Source organism: Ochrobactrum sp. CGA5, assembly GCF_006345815.1.
In the GTDB taxonomy this organism is placed as follows: domain Bacteria; phylum Pseudomonadota; class Alphaproteobacteria; order Rhizobiales; family Rhizobiaceae; genus Brucella.
This window is the reverse complement of sequence record NZ_VCIG01000005.1, coordinates 260594-275846: the sequence shown is the minus strand read 5'-3', so window position 1 is coordinate 275846 and position 15253 is coordinate 260594. Positions and strand designations below refer to the sequence as shown.

Here is a 15253-nt window from a genome sequence, read left to right as displayed (position 1 = left end):
TTTTATTCTTCTTTCGCATTATCCCGCACAAAATCGCGTCACATTTTTGCTGGAAATGCTCTGACGCCCGACAGATGTACTCCCATACCTCTGCCGGGAGGATGCATTATTCTGCTGGAGCCGGCAAAAATTCAACCTCGTGCGCCGGTGCAATGCGAACTATTTCAGCCGGATCACTGACATTGTCGATGCGAACGAACAAATCCCAGAGTTTTGCGGTTGGCGAAACCCAGAAAATGCACTTCACCGGTTGCTCGGTCTTGTTGAAAATGCCGTGCGATATATTGCGCGGCAGGCAAACGAGATCGCCAGCTTCGGCAACGGCTTCCCTGCCGTCCAGAAGCAGGTCGAATCGTCCTTCCAGCACGTAGATGAATTCTTCCTGCGTGGTGTGGATATGCGGCGGAACGAAAGTACCGGGAGGGAAGGTTGCATGCCACGACATGGAGCTTTCGCATAGATGCTTGGGCACATACGTCTGACCGAGAATGTGCCAGACAACGCCATCCACGGAGGAACCGGATTTGGTCACGCCAGCTTGAAGAACAGTCACTCTAATTCCCTTTCACTTGATTTCAAACGCAAGTTTCAGGCGAATGCCCGTGTCAGTCCCCGGTTGACTTGCTGTGTTGAAAAACCAGCCTTTGTGGCATAGCTGCGAACAATCGCTTCGCGTTCGGCAAAGCTAATGACGTCATCCAGATCGGCAACGCCAGATGGAGCGCGGCGTTCGACTTCGTCGATGACGCCTTCAGGACCGCCCAGCCGGTTAAGCCGGACGATTTCTGCGGTAACGGGCAAACGGATAGCCTGATAAGCTGCCAGTGCTGCCCGGCCGTGTTCAGCGGCAGCAAGGTGATCTGCAAGTGTGCGAGCGTCGATGATCGCCTGGCTGGCGCCGTTCGAGCCCACGGGATACATTGGATGTGCGGCGTCGCCGATGAGTGCCACGCGACCATCCGTCCACCAACGGGCAGGGTCGCGGTCGCACATGGGGTATTCGAAGAACGTATCGGTTGCTCGCACGAGTGCGGCAAGATCCACGACATTGATGCCGAATTTCTCAACATGCGGCATGAGTTCCTCATGCGTGCCGCGACGGCTCCAGTCCTCACGCTTTGGCGCGGGCGATCCGTCGGCACTTGGCCGATAAGTGATAACCCAGTTGTTGAGGATTTTGCCGGGAGTGGCCCCCTTAGCTATCGGGTAAAGCACCAGCTTGTAAGTAAAGCCGCCAGCAACTATCATGGTGCGGCCGTCAAGAAACGGGTCGCTTTCGACAGCGCCGCGCCACATCATGACACCATTCCATTTGAGGCCGGCTTCATTCGGGAACATCTGATGCCGGATGACGGAATGGATTCCGTCAGCACCAATAATAATGTCAGCAGTCGCCGAGACTGTCTTTGAATCATCCGCGAAATGAACCGTCGCGGAACCTTCGTTCTGGGAATAACCCACGCAGCGCTGACTTGTGACGATGGCTTCCGGTCCAATCCGATCCATTACGGTGTCATAAAGCAGCTTCTGTAAATAGCCGCGATGGATGGAGAATTGCGGCACATCGTAACCCGCGTCCACGCCGCGCGGCTCGCGCCAGATTTCCTGGCCCTGTCTTGTCGCGTAAATCAACTCCCGGGTGCGGATACCGGTAGCGTCAAGTGCAGGCAGAAGACCAATCTCGGCCAGTTCGCGGATAGCATGGGGAAGCACATTGATACCTACGCCCAACTCACGAACTTCCGGTGCGGCTTCGAAAATCTGGCAATCAATACCTCGTGCGTGCAGCATCAATGCCATCGTGAGGCCCCCGATGCCTCCTCCGACGATAATCGCTTTCATTCGCGGTTCCCTTTTTCACGGCTGCTCTTTGGCGCCTAGTATCCACGATAAAAGCGGGAAGGGTGCTGTCTATCACCAAATCGCCATTCCTAACAGGAAACCGCCAGAAATTCGTTTTCGTGCAAAATTTTCGTGACGCTTGCGCTCTCGTCACGACGTGATATTTTAATCTTAAAATAAAATACTCTCTAAATGAGATATGGGGAATATCATGATGCCGACCACGAGCTATATGCACAGGCTTTCGCCGTCCATCGATTCGTTTCAGGACACCATGTCGGGTCTCCTCAGGCCCTGCCGCATCTCGCAGAAGTCGAGCCGGACTTACCGAACGGAAGTTTCGCACGGGCGTATGCGTCCGTTCGGTCTGACGGCGATCCGCATCGGCGGACATGCCCGCATCGAAGTCGAAGCGCATAATGACATGACTTTGTTGCAGGTTCCGTTGCAGGGAATCTTCGTCTCGCGCGACCGGCGTGGTGACGGGCTGCTGTATCAATCCGGCATGAATGCGCAGCTTGTTGACGCGCATTCGGCGATTGACCTTGAGTTCCATCCGTCCACGCGCATGCTGATCTTCAGCCTGAATGATACTCAGATCGATATTCTGGGGGGGAAGGAGTTCATCGAGCAGTTCACTCATAAAAAGCGGGTCGTCTCGTTCGATACTCCGGTTGGCCATGCCTTCTATCAGCTGGCGCAGTTCGTCATGAACGAGATCGAGAAAGACAAGGAAGCCTTCTTTCACGGCGGTTTGTCGGAGCGGCTGGAAGATAGCTTGGTAGCGTCGCTGGCGGCGGCGCTTGATACCCAACCTCGCACACGGTCAGCGATAAGCGCGGTACCCAGCTATGTTCAGCGAGCTGAAAAGTTCATGCTCGACAACCTCGATAAGCAATTGACCTTGCAGGAGCTTGTCGACGCGACGGGCACCAGCGCCCGCACCTTGCATCGTACATTCCGCAGCGTCCGGGGCAACACGCCACTTGGCGTGTTCAAGAATATGCGACTGGACAAAGTGCATGCGGAACTGGCGCGCGGATATGCGGGGCCGGGCGATATTACCCGCATCGCCATGACCTGGGCTTTCAACCATATGGGCCTATTCTCAGCCGATTACCGCCAGCGTTTCGGCTATCTTCCATCGGAGACCGTGCGCCGGGCGCAATGATCATTCATGACAACCGTGTCGGTCCGCACTTCGTGTTCTGAACCGCGGCTAGAGCACATTGCCAAAGTATACTGGTTGCGAGCAGCCGATCTTCTTGGTGCACTGCGTTTTGCGCCAAACCATCGCGAGGTGGCGAGTTCATAGTATTTGGTTCCATAATACATATTATGTGATTTATGTAGGCTTCAATAAGAGTTGTCTGAACGTCGTAACGCTACACCCGTGTCAGTCCAACAGCGTTGGAGGCAAGGATCAGCCGTTATCGTATTGAAAATCCCGCCACGTCGCTTTATGCGAAAGTAATCTTCCATATTTTTCTGTGGCAGAGACGTAATGAAATTTTGTTTGCTAGGCTTTGCGGGAAATCTAATGCGCTGGGCTGACAACTGTACCGGAGGAGCCAGAATGGATTTCACCCTGAATCGCCGTCAGACATTGATGGGAATTGGTGCTTTGGGCATCAGCGCTGCTTTTGGCTCTCCCGCCCGCGCTGCAACACGAAATCTGGCCGTGCTCCACCTGGCAAGCCACGCGCCGAGCTATATCGCGCATGAGCGTGGCTATTTCAAAGACGCCGGTCTCGATATCGAGCTGAAATTCTTTGAGGCCGCGCAGCCCATGGCTGTTGCGATAGCATCCGGCGATGCCGATTTCGGCGTTACAGCGATGAGCGGCGGTCTGATCAGTCTGGCCGACAAGGGCGCGATCAAGGTTATCGGCGGCGCGCTAGCAGAAGAGAAAGGCATCACCGGCAACGTCATCCTGGCTTCCAATAAGGCCTATGAAGGAGGATTGACGGAGCCATCCAAGCTGGCGGGACACAGTTTCGGCATTACCACGGCGGGATCGTCATTCCATTTCATGGCCCACAAGATAGCCAAGGCCAACAATATCCCGCTTTCTGAAATCCAGCTTCGTCCGTTGCAGAAGCTCGGCGCCGTTGTCGGCGCTCTGTCAACCGGACAGATCGATTCCTGGGCGATCCAGCCCAATATCGCCAAGAAGCTCATTCGCGAGGGGGCCGCGAAACAGATCGGTCTCGTCTCCGACTATGCACCCGACTATCAGGTAACGACCGCGTTCACCTCTACCAGGAATGCAAGCGATGAGCGCGCCATGACGGAGGCTTTCGTAAAAGCGTATTCCAAGGCCATTGACGACTATAATGCAGCCTTTGTTGATAACACGGCAGACGATGCAGCACGGGACGACATTGCAAAAATCGTCCACAAGTATGTCGAAAGCGATAGCCCCTTCCCGATCGCAAAGCAGAACCTGATCGATGGTGCGATGCGCATAAACAAGGGATTGGCCCTATCGCTGAACAGTTGCGTGGAGCAGCTTGACTGGTTCCGTTCCGAAGGGATGGTCAAGGAAGCCGTCACACAAGAAAAGCTGTTTGACACATCCTACGTCAAGACGATCTGAATCTGAATATTCACTAGCATATGCTGTGTCCGGCGCACTTCGCCGGGCACGATAGCCGAAGACGGGCATTTCAAACCGGGATGTTCTTGTCCGAGGACTGGGTTTCCCGACTGGAGTTGAAATGGATCTGCAACTGAAAAATATCAGCCATTCTTATGGTCCGGTCGAAGTTCTCAAAGATATATCGCTCACCATCCCGCAAGGACAGATTCTCTGCCTGATTGGTCCTTCAGGTTGCGGAAAGTCCACGCTTTTGCGTTTTCTTGGCGGTCTCGAAAAGCCGTCCTCGGGCGAAGTGCTGCAAGTTGGCTCGCCGCCAAAGGATTCGCTCAATCCCCTCACCTATGTTTTCCAGCACTTCGCGCTGCTGCCATGGCGCACCGTGGAAGGAAATATCAGGCTGGTGCTGGAAGATCACGGTCTTGCCCGGGGCGAAATGGACAGGATCGTTACCAATGTTCTGGAGCGTACCCGGCTCTCGGATTTCAGGCAGGCATTACCGAAGCAGCTTTCGGGCGGCATGCGCCAGCGCGTGGCCATTGCGCGTGCCTTGTCAGTGCGTCCTGCCGTCATGCTGATGGATGAACCCTTGTCAGCGCTAGACAGCCAGACACGGGAATTGCTGATGGACGATCTGATTGCGCTCTGGACGCGCCAGTCATTTACCTCTGTTTATGTCACGCACAATCTAAATGAGGCTGTGCGGCTGGGCCATCGGGTTGTGGTGCTGTCACGAAGGCCGGGGCGGATCAGGGAAATTGTCGATATCGATACTCCTCTGTCCGAACGTCACCTTGGCGACCCCGTTCTGGAAGAAAAACAGAAGCAGCTCTGGGAGCTGATGCGGGCGGAAGCGCAGGCGGCGGATCAGGAGTTGATCAATGATTGAGATCGCAGAAACGAAGCAGTCCACTCAGGATATACGCCCGGTTCCTTTCCGCGGTGGTGGCTTTGCGCCCCAGCCAGTGCGTCATATGGCCCTGATCCTTTTCGTAGCGCTGCTGGCGTTGGCAGAAATCGGAACCCGTAGCGGCTTCATATCCAATCTGACATTGCCACGCCCGTCCGCCGTGCTGGAAACCTTCGTCCAACTCTGGCAGACAGGTCTTCTGTGGCAGCATCTGCTTCCATCGTTGCGGCGGCTTATCGTTGGTGCGAGCCTTGGCATCGCAGTCGGTGTCAGTCTCGGGGTGATGATCGGCTTGTTCAGCTACGTGCGCGCCGGTCTTGTGCCGCTCGTCGCCGCCCTCTTCCCAATTCCCAAGATCGCATTGCTGCCGCTTTTCGTCATCTGGTTCGGCATCGACGAAATGTCGAAATACATGCTCATTGCCTTCGGCACCTTTACGCCCACCGTCGTCGCCACGTATGGCGCAGTCGATAATGTGGATCGTTCGCTCGTGCGCATGGGCCAGAGTTTCGGTCTCGGATGGTGGTCTATCGTGCGCAAGATCGTCCTGCCCGGCGCCTTTCCGGCGATCCTGTCCGGGCTGCGGGTGTCGATCTCCATCGCCATCATTCTGCTGGTCGCGGCGGAAATGCTCGGTGCCCAGTTCGGGGTCGGCTCCTATATCCTTGAAGCCGGATCCCTCTACGATCTTGAAAAGCTGTTCGCCGGGGTGACAATCCTGTCGGTGATGGGGCTGATCGTCAATTTCATCATCGGGCAGATCGAGAAACGTTTCCTGACCTGGCGCGGCTGATCGCAATAATATTTCGTATAGACTTATTTTTGTCGATAGTTTGAAATGCGCGGTTCGCTTTTCGTTGCATGTTCTTGCCGGGACGTTATACGAAAGGATTCTATCGCAAGTTTTTGCGTCTCACTTTAGACGGATAAGGTCACGCATTCTGTCTGTTCTCCATTCATGAGGCGCGACCCGAAAAGGAGCGGAAATATGAGCCGTTATGGCAAAGCACATCGACAGTTCACCGGATGTGACGAGCGATGAGCGCCGAACCAAGCCGTATTCAACCGGAAGAAACACGCAAGACAGCAATTGCGCTCAAAGATGTACAGATTTCATTCAAGCTGGCCGATGGCGGTCGCTTCGATGCTGTCGCCGAAAGCAATCTTGACGTTGCTGAAAACGAATTCGTGGCGATTGTCGGTCCCACGGGCTGCGGAAAGTCCACATTGCTCAATGCCGTTGCGGGACTTCTCGTGCCCGCCAGCGGCACTGTCGAAATCAGCGGCCAGCGGCTGCAAGGTCTTAATCGCAAGGCAGGCTATCTCTTCCAGCAGGATGCCCTGATGCCGTGGAAGACCGTGCTGGACAATGTCTCCATCGGTCTGGAGATTGCAGGCACGTCAAAGACCGCGGCGCGTGAACAGGCACGTGAATGGCTCGGTCGCGTTGGTCTTGCGAGCTTCGGCGACCGCTATCCGCATATGCTTTCGGGTGGACAGCGCAAGCGCGTCGGCCTCGCGCAGGTGCTGATCCGCAATCCGAAATATCTGCTGATGGATGAACCTTTTGGTCCGCTTGATGCGCAGACGCGCGTCATCATGGGCGATCTCCTGCTTGATCTCTGGTCACAGGATAAGAAGGCCGTCATGTTCGTAACCCACGATCTGGAAGAGGCAATCGCACTGGCGGATCGTGTCGTCATCATGTCTGCCGGACCGCGTGCCCGCATCATGGCTGAATACAAGATTCCCCTCGCCCGTCCGCGCGAGATTTCCGAAATTCGTCTCGAGGACAAGTTTCACGAAATCCATCGCGAAATATGGAGTGCGCTCAAGGAAGAGGTGCTCAAAGGCTATCAGCAGACGAGTGGGGAAAAGAAATGAAAAAGCCTATACTGTTTCTGGCGCAACTCAGTGTGGCTGTTGCTGTCGTTCTGGTTTGGCACCTTTTCACCGCCACGCATCTTCTGGGCAATCCTGCCAAGGCAAAATTCTTCTTCGCCACGCCGGGTGATGTGGCTCTGCGCATTTATAAATGGTTTGCCGAAGGCACCATCTGGTATCATCTCGGCATCACTCTGCTTGAAGCCATGCTGGCATTTGCCATCGGTGCAATCGGCGGCGTGCTGATCGGGTTCTGGTTTGCTCGCAAACCCCTTCTCGCGGCAATCTTCGACCCCTATGTGAAAGCGGCCAATTCCCTGCCGCGCGTCGTTCTGGCGCCGATCTTCGCGCTGTGGCTCGGTCTCGGCATCTGGTCGAAAGTGGCGCTGGGCGTATCACTGGTCTTTTTCATCGTCTTCTTCAATGTCTATCAGGGCGTGAAGGAAGTTAACCAGACCGTGCTTGCGAATGCGCGTATGCTCGGCATGAACGAACGCCAGCTTCTGCGCAACGTATATCTGCCATCGGCGCTGTCGTGGATGTTTTCAAGCCTGCATACGGCTGTCGGCTTTGCCGTCGTCGGTGCGGTGGTCGGTGAATATCTCGGCTCGTCGGCTGGTCTCGGCTACCTGATTCATCAGGCGGAAGGCGTGTTCGACGTCACCGGCGTCTTTGCGGGCATGCTGGTGTTGACGGCATTCGTGCTGGTCATCGATTGGGGCGTGTCCATCGTTGAAGCGCGCCTACTCGTCTGGCGTCCGAAAGCTGCCGGACACAATGGTTAAGAGGATTCAAGGAGGAAACGATGAGGACAACGCGTAGAGATATATTACTGGGCGCCGCCGCCTTCGGGCTTGCAGGTATTGCCTCGCGTCTGCCTGCTTATGCGCAGGATGCGTCCGCGACGCCGGAAAAGCCGGAGCTTATGTTCGGTGTCGGCGGAAAGCCGCTTTTTTACTATCTTCCGCTCACCATTGCCGAGCGCAAGGGCTTCTTCGAGGAAGAAGGTATCAAGGCGACCATTAATGATTTCGGCGGCGGTGCAAAATCTTTGCAGGCCTTGATCGGCGGCTCTGTCGATGTGGTTACCGGCGCATACGAACACACCATTCGCATGCAGAACAAAGGACAGGACATTAAGGCTGTCTGTGAGCTTGGCCGCTTTCCGGGCATCTGCATCGGCGTGCGCAAGGATCTCGCCGGTGAGATCAAGACGATTGCCGATCTCAAGGGCCGGAATGTCGGCGTTACGGCGCCCGGTTCGTCAACGTCGCTCTTGCTGCAATATGCGCTCATCAAGAACGGTCTTGCCGAAGATGCCGCTTCGATCATCGGTGTTGGCGGTGGCGCGAGCGCGGTTGCGGCCGTCAAGAAGGGTGAAATTGCCGCCCTCGTCCATCTCGATCCGGTCATCACGCGGCTGGAAGTGGATGGCGACATCACGCTGCTTCTGGATACGCGCACGGAAGAAGGCACGCGCCAGCTTTTCGGAGGCACGAATCCCGCTGCTACCGTTTATGTGCAGCAGAGCTTCATTGATGCAAATCCGATTACCACGCAGCGGGTCGTCAATGCTTTCATCAAGTCGCTAAATTGGATTCACAAGGCTTCTGCCGACGATGTGGCGGATGCCGTACCGGAAGAGTATCTGCTGGGCGATCGCGAGCTCTACAAGACCGGCTTCGAGAAGTCCCGGGCTATGTATTCCGAAAAGGGCCTGATTGCGGAAGACGGCTTCAAGAGCCTGTTTGAAATGCTCAAGGCCCTCGATCCAGAACTGGCAAATGCAGATATCTCATTTGCGCAAACCTTTGATCCGCGTTTCGTGGAAGCCGCAAAGGTATAAATCGCTCCGGGCAGGGTCATTTCCTGCCCTTTGCACACCTTAATGCCGTAAGTTCAAAAACGACTTTTGGCAAAGCGCTCCTGCAGCCATTGGGCGGCGGGGCCCTGTCGCCGCCGCTTGTTCCAGATCAGCTCCAGCGCGACCGGATGCGCACCTTCGTCGAACTGCAATTTCGGAATGACGAGTTCCGGCGTCAGCGGCGAATCCTGCAAGATATGTTGAGGAATGAAAGCCCAGCCGATCCCTTGTGTGAGGATTTGCAGGATGACCCAATGGCTTTCCACCCACCAGACCTCGGCACCCACCCGAAGACGACGGCTTTCAGCCGTGTCGCTGTGCTTTCGGGCCATGATCTGTCGAAATGACCTCAAATCTTCCCAACTGACAGCAGCATGAGCCAATGGATGCTTCCGCCCGCAGACGAGAACCAGAGGCACCCAGCCAATAGTATGGAAGCCAAGTTCGTCCGGCATCTGCTCGGCACGCCACATGACGCCGAGGTCTGCCTTTCCTTCCAGCACAAGCCCACTTATCGCGGTTGAGGGCGGAAAGGTAAGCTCAAGCTCGACATGCGGAAATTCCTGCGCAAAGGCTGCAAACAATGTTGCGATGGCCGGTTCGGGATAAAGCTCGTCGATTGCGACCACAAGACGGCTTTCAACATGATCGCCGAAATTCCTGGCGACGGAAATCAGATGCTCCCGCCGAGCAAGCAATAACCGTGCTTCCGGCAACAGCCTCCCACCGGCCTCCGTCAATACGGGATTGCGGGATGCGCGGCTGAACAGTTTGACATCGAGATCGTCTTCCAATGCGGAAACCAGCACACTTACGGCAGACTGCGCCTTACGCAAGTATCGCGCGGCAGCGGAAAACGAACCGTGATCCGCAGAGGCCACAAAGGCTTCGAGTTGCTCCAGTTCGATGCTCATCTATCTAAAATCCAGATAATATCTAACTTTTCTTATTGCCAGAATAAGATAGAAGCACGCGCATTAACAACAGGGACTAAAGGAAATGCGCAGTTTTATGGACCGTGTCCGCCACGCGACGATGTTTGAACTCATCGGACTGGCGATCTTCATACCCGGTTCCGCCTTCATTCTGGACAAGCCGGCCGCAGAGATGGGCGTAATCGGCGTTGTTTCGGCAACTACCGCAACAATATGGAACTTTCTGTTCAACCTTGGCTTTGACAAGGCGATGCTGCGCTTCACCGGAAGCGTCAGCAAGGGTATGGCTGTCCGGGTTCTTCACGCGATCCTCTTTGAAGCCGGATTGATTGTGCTTCTGATCCCGTTCATTGCCTGGTATCTCGGAATTTCGCTTATCACCGCATTTCTGATGGATATAGCGATTGTCGTCTTCTACTTGGTTTATGCTTTCGTGTTCAACATCGCATATGACAAGTTATTTCCGCTGCCTCACGGGCGGACTGCAGAAGCGGTTTGACCTTTCTGCAAGAGCGATGAAGCGGATTTGTGGATCCGGTCCGGAAACTTGATGGAAAAAGAAAGTTGGAACATGTCTCTCGAAACAGAAATCCATTTCGAGAGACATGTTTAAAAACAACCAAATAGAGGCTTCCGGCGCACTATTTACAATGCTCTAGAAGACTAGGGATCGATGCGCCGCAGTTCCTGCCGTAACCCCATCAGCGACCGACCAAGCGACGCTGTGCGCACCGCGTGTAATATCGCCTGCCGCAAAAATGCCTGACACCGTTGTCGTCTGCAGCCCGTCTGTCTTTATCGTTCTGCCGAGCGGCAGTTCGTCCATTGTGCAGCCGAACGTGTCGGCGATCCCGCTGTTCAGGCGATTGCGTGGTCCGATGTAAAGTGCATTGACTGGAACCAGCCTTCCGTCTTCAAGCTCGACCTCCGAAAGCTCGCTCCCCTCGCCGCGCAATGCGTTGACCCGGCTGTGTTCGATTTTTACGCCACGCTGATGCAGTTCTGCAAGTGTATCGGCATCCGGCACCAGCCCGCCATTGATGAAGAAGGTTGCCGGCCCCCATTCGGAGATCAACATGGCCTGATGCACCGACATTGGCGATAGATTGAGAACACCAAGCTGGCGATCGCTGAATTCATAGCCGTGGCAATAAGGGCAGTGAATGACAGAATTTCCCCACCGCTCTGCAAGACCGGGAATGTCCGGCAGTTCGTCTGATATGCCGAAAGCAAGGATCAGTCTGCGTCCCTCAACGACATCTCCGCTATCGAGTTCAATCGCGAAATTGTCGATTTCGCCCCTGCCCGAAATGGCTTTTCCTTGCGTGAATGTCACAGTCGGATAGGCTTCGACCTGCATTTTTGCCGTTTCCAGCATAGAGCGCGGATTGCTGCCGTCCTGCGCAAAGAAACCATGCGATTGTTCGGCGAACCGGTTGCGCGGCTTTCCCGCGTCGATTACGTGGACAGACCGTCTGCCGCGTGCCAGATAGGTTGCCGCCGACAGACCAGCGAAGCTTCCGCCGATAATAATTGCATCATGATGCATGATTGCTCTCCAGATCGAATGTTACGCCGCGCTCCAGTGCGCGCTGATGAAAATCCGCGCTCAACATGGCAAGCGTGACCTCGCCAAAACGCTCCAGAAGAAGGTTTTCGGCATCGCTAAATGCCTTGCTGAGTGAAGCATTGACTGCCTGCTCCACCAGACAGCCTGGCATTTCCGTGCGGTTGCCCATGGCGAGAAGCGCCGGCTCCCCGATGGCTTCGTAAATGTCACGCAGGGTAACCTTGTTGAGGTCGCAGGCGATTTCCCAACCGCCACCATGTCCCTTTTCTGAGCGAACATAGCCCTGCTCGCGCAGCCCGCCCATGACGCGCCTCACGACAACCGGATTGGTGGTCATGGCTTTGGCAAGAACCTCGGATGTGACCGGACCCTTATGTTCCGCCATGTGAAGAAGGACGTGAAGGACGCCTGATAGTTTGCTGTCTCTTTTCATGTAACAATAGATGTTACGAGAATCAGCAAATGTCAAGTCGGTCGGTTAAGAACACCGGACAAGATCAATGTGGTCGCGAGTTAGGGAATTGAATTATCGATATATTTCAGGCTTGTAGCGGCTACCTAGACGGTAGCGGTTACCGGCGTAGGTCAGCTTGTTGACAGTCGCGACCGTTTCGCCGGTCCATGTCCTGCGATCCAGAAGCACGCAGGCAGCGCCCTCGTCGAGACGCAGCAAATGGGCAGTTTCCGCGTCAGGCGTAATTGCCGAAATGACCTGCTCAACCTCGGTCATCGGGGTGCTTTTTTGAAGATAGTCGTAAGTTGTGATCACCCGAAAATCCTGTAATTCGTAGTGCTGCACAAGGCTTGTATTGACGAACCGCTCCTCAAGCTGCACCGGGATGTCGTTTTCGAGATGAACGATCAGCGAATGGGCGATTGGAATGCTCTTGCGCAGCTCGAACGCATTCAGCAGAGCGGGAGTCGGCTCGATGACTTCGAGGCTGACGACTTCGGCGCTGTGTAGTCCGCCCCGCGCCTTGATTTCATTTGCGATATTTACGACTTCAATCAGCGTCGTTTCCGGCTTTGGAGGGGCAACAAAAGTGCCGACGCCCTGAATACGCTTTAGTATGCCCTGATCGGTCAGCTCCCGCAGGGCCCGGTTGACGGTCATTCGGGAGATGCCGAGCGCATCTACAAGTTCATGCTCTGAAGGCAGGCGGTGATTGCCCGGCCAGCGACCGGAGCGGATATTATCCAGCACCTGCGCCTTCACTTTCTCATAGAGTGGCCCCGCCGTTTCGGGCAGTTCGATGCCGGCGGTATGATGGGGTTCAGATTTGTCGCCAGCACCCATGGGTCACATCCCTGTCCGTATGATCGTTTTCAAGCCGTTCGCCTCACCGGCTATCAGTCGGGCATAGGTGGCCGGAACCTCATCGAGCGAGATTTCCCGGTCGACAAGCTGTAACAGTGGCGCCTCAAGATCCGGCAGAAGTTTTGCAATTTCATGCAGTTCGTTCTGATAGGCGTGACAGCCGATCAGGCTGATTTCCCGCTCAACCAGAATGTTCGGATCAAGCTCGATCTTGCCATGGGATATGCCGACCAGTGCCAGCGAACCGCCGCCGGAAAGCACGTCAAGCGTGGCCTTGAGGACGCTGATATTGCCAGTGGCATCGATAGCATAGCGGATTGGCTGGCCATTGAGTGCCGCTTCAATAGCCGTCTTTTCGAGAGGGACCTTGATTGCGCCGGTGACGGTTGAAACAAGATTGGCACGCTGGTCATTGCGGTCGCAGACCAACACAGGACCGTCATGCAGGCGGGAGAGAAGAAGCGCTGCGAGCCCGCCAATCGGGCCGCAGCCAACGACGAGGACGGCTTCGCCCGACGGAATGCGCTGCCTGCGGATGGCGTGCAGCGCCACCGATAGTGGCTCGCCCATGGCGGCGACCGCCGGGTTGATGGCCGGATCGTAATGGACAAGGAGCCGAGCCGGAAGGGCGGTCTCCTCAGCAAAGCCGCCATCGCAGACTTCGCCGATGAAACCAAGTCTATCACAGACATTATGCCTGCCGTCTTTGCAGGCGGGACACTCACCACACCAGTAGCGGGAGTCGGCGATGACGGTATCGCCGGGTTTGAAACCGGTCACGTCGGCGCCGGCTTCGGTCACGATGCCTGCAAATTCATGGCCCGCAACCGAAGGCGAACGGCTGATCCACTGGCCGGTCAGGAAATTATGCAGATCAGAGCCGCAGATACCCGCAGCCAAGACCTTGAGCCGGACCCAGCCCGGCTCGGGATTCATCGGAGGATCGATTGTCTCGACCCGCAAATCCTTCGTCGCATAAAGCCTGACAGCCCTCATCGCCGTGCCTCCAGACCTTACAGATAATCCTTGCGGATTTCCGACACGGCATTCTCGTGCGAGGAGAAGCCTTCATAGCGCGCTAGTGTGCGGGCGTGCTTTGCAAATTCGGGATAGGCCGAGGCCGTGACATAACCGATGGATGAACGCTTGACGAAATCCGTTACCGAAAGCGGGCCATAGGTCCGCGCCCAGCGGCTGGTTGGCAGCACGGCGTTCGGGCCAAGGCCGAAATTGCCGATGACGACCGGTGTATGCGGTCCCATCAGGATTTCGGCAGCTTCAGTTATATGGCCGAGATGCGCGAACGGATCGGTTGAAAGAAGCTCCAGATGTTCCGGCGCGTAGTCGTTGATGAACCTGTAGCTGTCTTCCACGGAGGACGTGAGGACGATGCCGCCATATTTGCCTGTAAGCACGGTTTTGGAGAAGCCGGTACGCTGTTCGGTCATGCGCGCCCAATGATCGGGCAATGCGGCCAGTGCTTCTTCCGCGACGCGGCGGCTGTGCGTGACAAGCCAGGCTGACGAGTCCGGGCCATGTTCCGCCTCAATCAAAAGGTCGAGCGCGGCAAGACCGCCCTTCACCGTATCATCAGCGAAAATGACAGCTTCAGAAGGACCAGCAGGCAGACCCGGATCGATGACGCCGCCAAGCAGGCGCTTGGCTGCTACAACCCACGGGCTGCCCGGCCCGACGATCTTAAGGGCCGGTTTCACCGTTTCCGTGCCGTACGCGACCGCAGCGACAGCCTGCGCGCCGCCGACCTTGTAGACGGTTTCCACACCGGCAAGGCGGGCAGCGACAAGTGTCGCGGCATCGACAGAGCCATCTGGCGTCGGCGGAGTGACAATGGCAAGCTCCGGCACGCCAGCAACCACAGCCGGAACTGCGGTCATCATGGTGACGGACGGAAACGCCCCCTTGCCGCGCGGAATATAGAGCGCGACGGAGCGGATCGGCGTGAAACGATCGCCCGCAAAGGCGCCGGGACGCATCTCCTTCAGCCACATGGCCTCCGGCTTCTGCTCCTCATGGAAATGGCGGATATTGTCGATACCGAACTGGATCGCCTCGATCACCTCCTTTTCCACCTTGTCGAAAGCGGCATCGAACTCGGCTTCCGTAGCCTTGATATTGGCCGGATCGACGTCAGCCTTGTCGAGATCGCGCGCAAAGCGGACAAGCGCCGCGTCGCCTTCGGTGCGAACGGCTTCGATGATCGGCTTCACCTTCTCGATAAAGCCCGACAGATCGGTTTCCGAGCGCTTGAGAAGTTCGGCGCGCTGGGCGTCGTCCAGTTTTGCCAGTTCGTGAAAAGAAACTTCGGACATG

At 56.0% G+C, this 15253-nt stretch carries 16 protein-coding genes; 8 read left to right on the top strand and 8 right to left on the bottom strand.

The features are described 5' to 3' along the window. Positions 1-106: 106 nt before the first annotated feature. Both FJQ48_RS06005 and FJQ48_RS06000 read right to left on the bottom strand, forming a co-directional pair. Positions 107-553: a cupin domain-containing protein gene (locus FJQ48_RS06005; protein ID WP_139974286.1), complete on the bottom strand. Its 447-nt coding sequence runs from the start codon at positions 551-553 to the stop codon at positions 107-109. Between the two features lie 35 nt (positions 554-588). Then, positions 589-1842 (bottom strand): flavin-dependent oxidoreductase, encoded by a 1254-nt coding sequence (locus tag FJQ48_RS06000; RefSeq protein ID WP_139974285.1) that lies wholly within the window; start codon positions 1840-1842, stop codon positions 589-591. A 211-nt stretch (positions 1843-2053) separates the two neighbouring features. Here FJQ48_RS06000 and FJQ48_RS05995 point away from each other — a divergent pair, with 211 nt between their 5' ends. The 7 genes from FJQ48_RS05995 (at position 2054) to FJQ48_RS05960 (ending at position 9081) form a co-directional block, all read left to right on the top strand. Further along, positions 2054-3013, top strand: coding sequence for an AraC family transcriptional regulator (locus tag FJQ48_RS05995; protein ID WP_247870301.1), 960 nt, complete (start codon positions 2054-2056; stop codon positions 3011-3013). A 405-nt stretch (positions 3014-3418) separates the two neighbouring features. Beyond that, positions 3419-4441, top strand: a complete 1023-nt coding sequence (locus FJQ48_RS05990; protein WP_139974284.1) for an ABC transporter substrate-binding protein — start codon at positions 3419-3421, stop codon at positions 4439-4441. Positions 4442-4562: 121 nt separating this feature from the next. Further along, positions 4563-5330: an ABC transporter ATP-binding protein gene (locus FJQ48_RS05985; RefSeq protein ID WP_139974283.1), complete on the top strand. Its 768-nt coding sequence runs from the start codon at positions 4563-4565 to the stop codon at positions 5328-5330. Beyond that, entirely contained in the window at positions 5326-6144 is an 819-nt protein-coding gene (locus FJQ48_RS05980) for an ABC transporter permease (RefSeq protein WP_180350152.1), read from the top strand. The genes FJQ48_RS05985 and FJQ48_RS05980 overlap by 5 nt, the downstream gene beginning before the upstream one ends. A gap of 245 nt (positions 6145-6389) precedes the next feature. Then, positions 6390-7235, top strand: a complete 846-nt coding sequence (locus FJQ48_RS05970; RefSeq protein WP_139974281.1) for an ABC transporter ATP-binding protein — start codon at positions 6390-6392, stop codon at positions 7233-7235. Further along, the gene (locus tag FJQ48_RS05965; protein ID WP_139974280.1) at positions 7232-8020 is read left to right on the top strand and encodes an ABC transporter permease; all 789 of its coding nucleotides are present in this window, start codon (positions 7232-7234) and stop codon (positions 8018-8020) included. The genes FJQ48_RS05970 and FJQ48_RS05965 overlap by 4 nt, the downstream gene beginning before the upstream one ends. Positions 8021-8040: 20 nt before the next feature. Further along, positions 8041-9081, top strand: a complete 1041-nt coding sequence (locus FJQ48_RS05960) for an ABC transporter substrate-binding protein (RefSeq protein WP_139974279.1) — start codon at positions 8041-8043, stop codon at positions 9079-9081. 53 nt (positions 9082-9134) lie between these two features. On the opposite strand, the gene FJQ48_RS05955 is transcribed toward FJQ48_RS05960, so the two are convergent. Next, entirely contained in the window at positions 9135-10013 is an 879-nt protein-coding gene (locus FJQ48_RS05955) for a LysR family transcriptional regulator (protein WP_139974278.1), read from the bottom strand. Positions 10014-10098: 85 nt separating this feature from the next. Here FJQ48_RS05955 and FJQ48_RS05950 point away from each other — a divergent pair, with 85 nt between their 5' ends. Then, positions 10099-10533 (top strand): PACE efflux transporter, encoded by a 435-nt coding sequence (locus FJQ48_RS05950; RefSeq protein WP_139974277.1) that lies wholly within the window; start codon positions 10099-10101, stop codon positions 10531-10533. A gap of 156 nt (positions 10534-10689) precedes the next feature. Here FJQ48_RS05950 and FJQ48_RS05945 read toward each other — a convergent pair whose 3' ends face one another. From FJQ48_RS05945 to hisD, 5 genes are all read right to left on the bottom strand, one after another. Further along, positions 10690-11583, bottom strand: a complete 894-nt coding sequence (locus FJQ48_RS05945) for an NAD(P)/FAD-dependent oxidoreductase (protein ID WP_139974276.1) — start codon at positions 11581-11583, stop codon at positions 10690-10692. Further along, positions 11573-12037 carry an Rrf2 family transcriptional regulator gene (locus FJQ48_RS05940; protein ID WP_061345324.1) on the bottom strand — a complete coding sequence of 155 codons (465 nt, stop codon included), beginning with the start codon at positions 12035-12037 and terminating at the stop codon, positions 11573-11575. The genes FJQ48_RS05945 and FJQ48_RS05940 overlap by 11 nt, the downstream gene beginning before the upstream one ends. Positions 12038-12130: 93 nt before the next feature. Beyond that, on the bottom strand, positions 12131-12901 hold the full coding sequence (gene hutC, locus FJQ48_RS05935) for a histidine utilization repressor (protein WP_139974275.1): 771 nt from the start codon (positions 12899-12901) through the stop codon (positions 12131-12133). 3 nt (positions 12902-12904) lie between these two features. Then, a complete protein-coding gene (locus tag FJQ48_RS05930) occupies positions 12905-13918 on the bottom strand; it encodes an alcohol dehydrogenase catalytic domain-containing protein (RefSeq protein ID WP_139974274.1) in 1014 nt (337 codons plus the stop codon). A gap of 17 nt (positions 13919-13935) precedes the next feature. Continuing rightward, positions 13936-15252, bottom strand: coding sequence for a histidinol dehydrogenase (gene hisD / locus FJQ48_RS05925; RefSeq protein WP_139974273.1), 1317 nt, complete (start codon positions 15250-15252; stop codon positions 13936-13938). Position 15253: the final 1 nt, after the last annotated feature.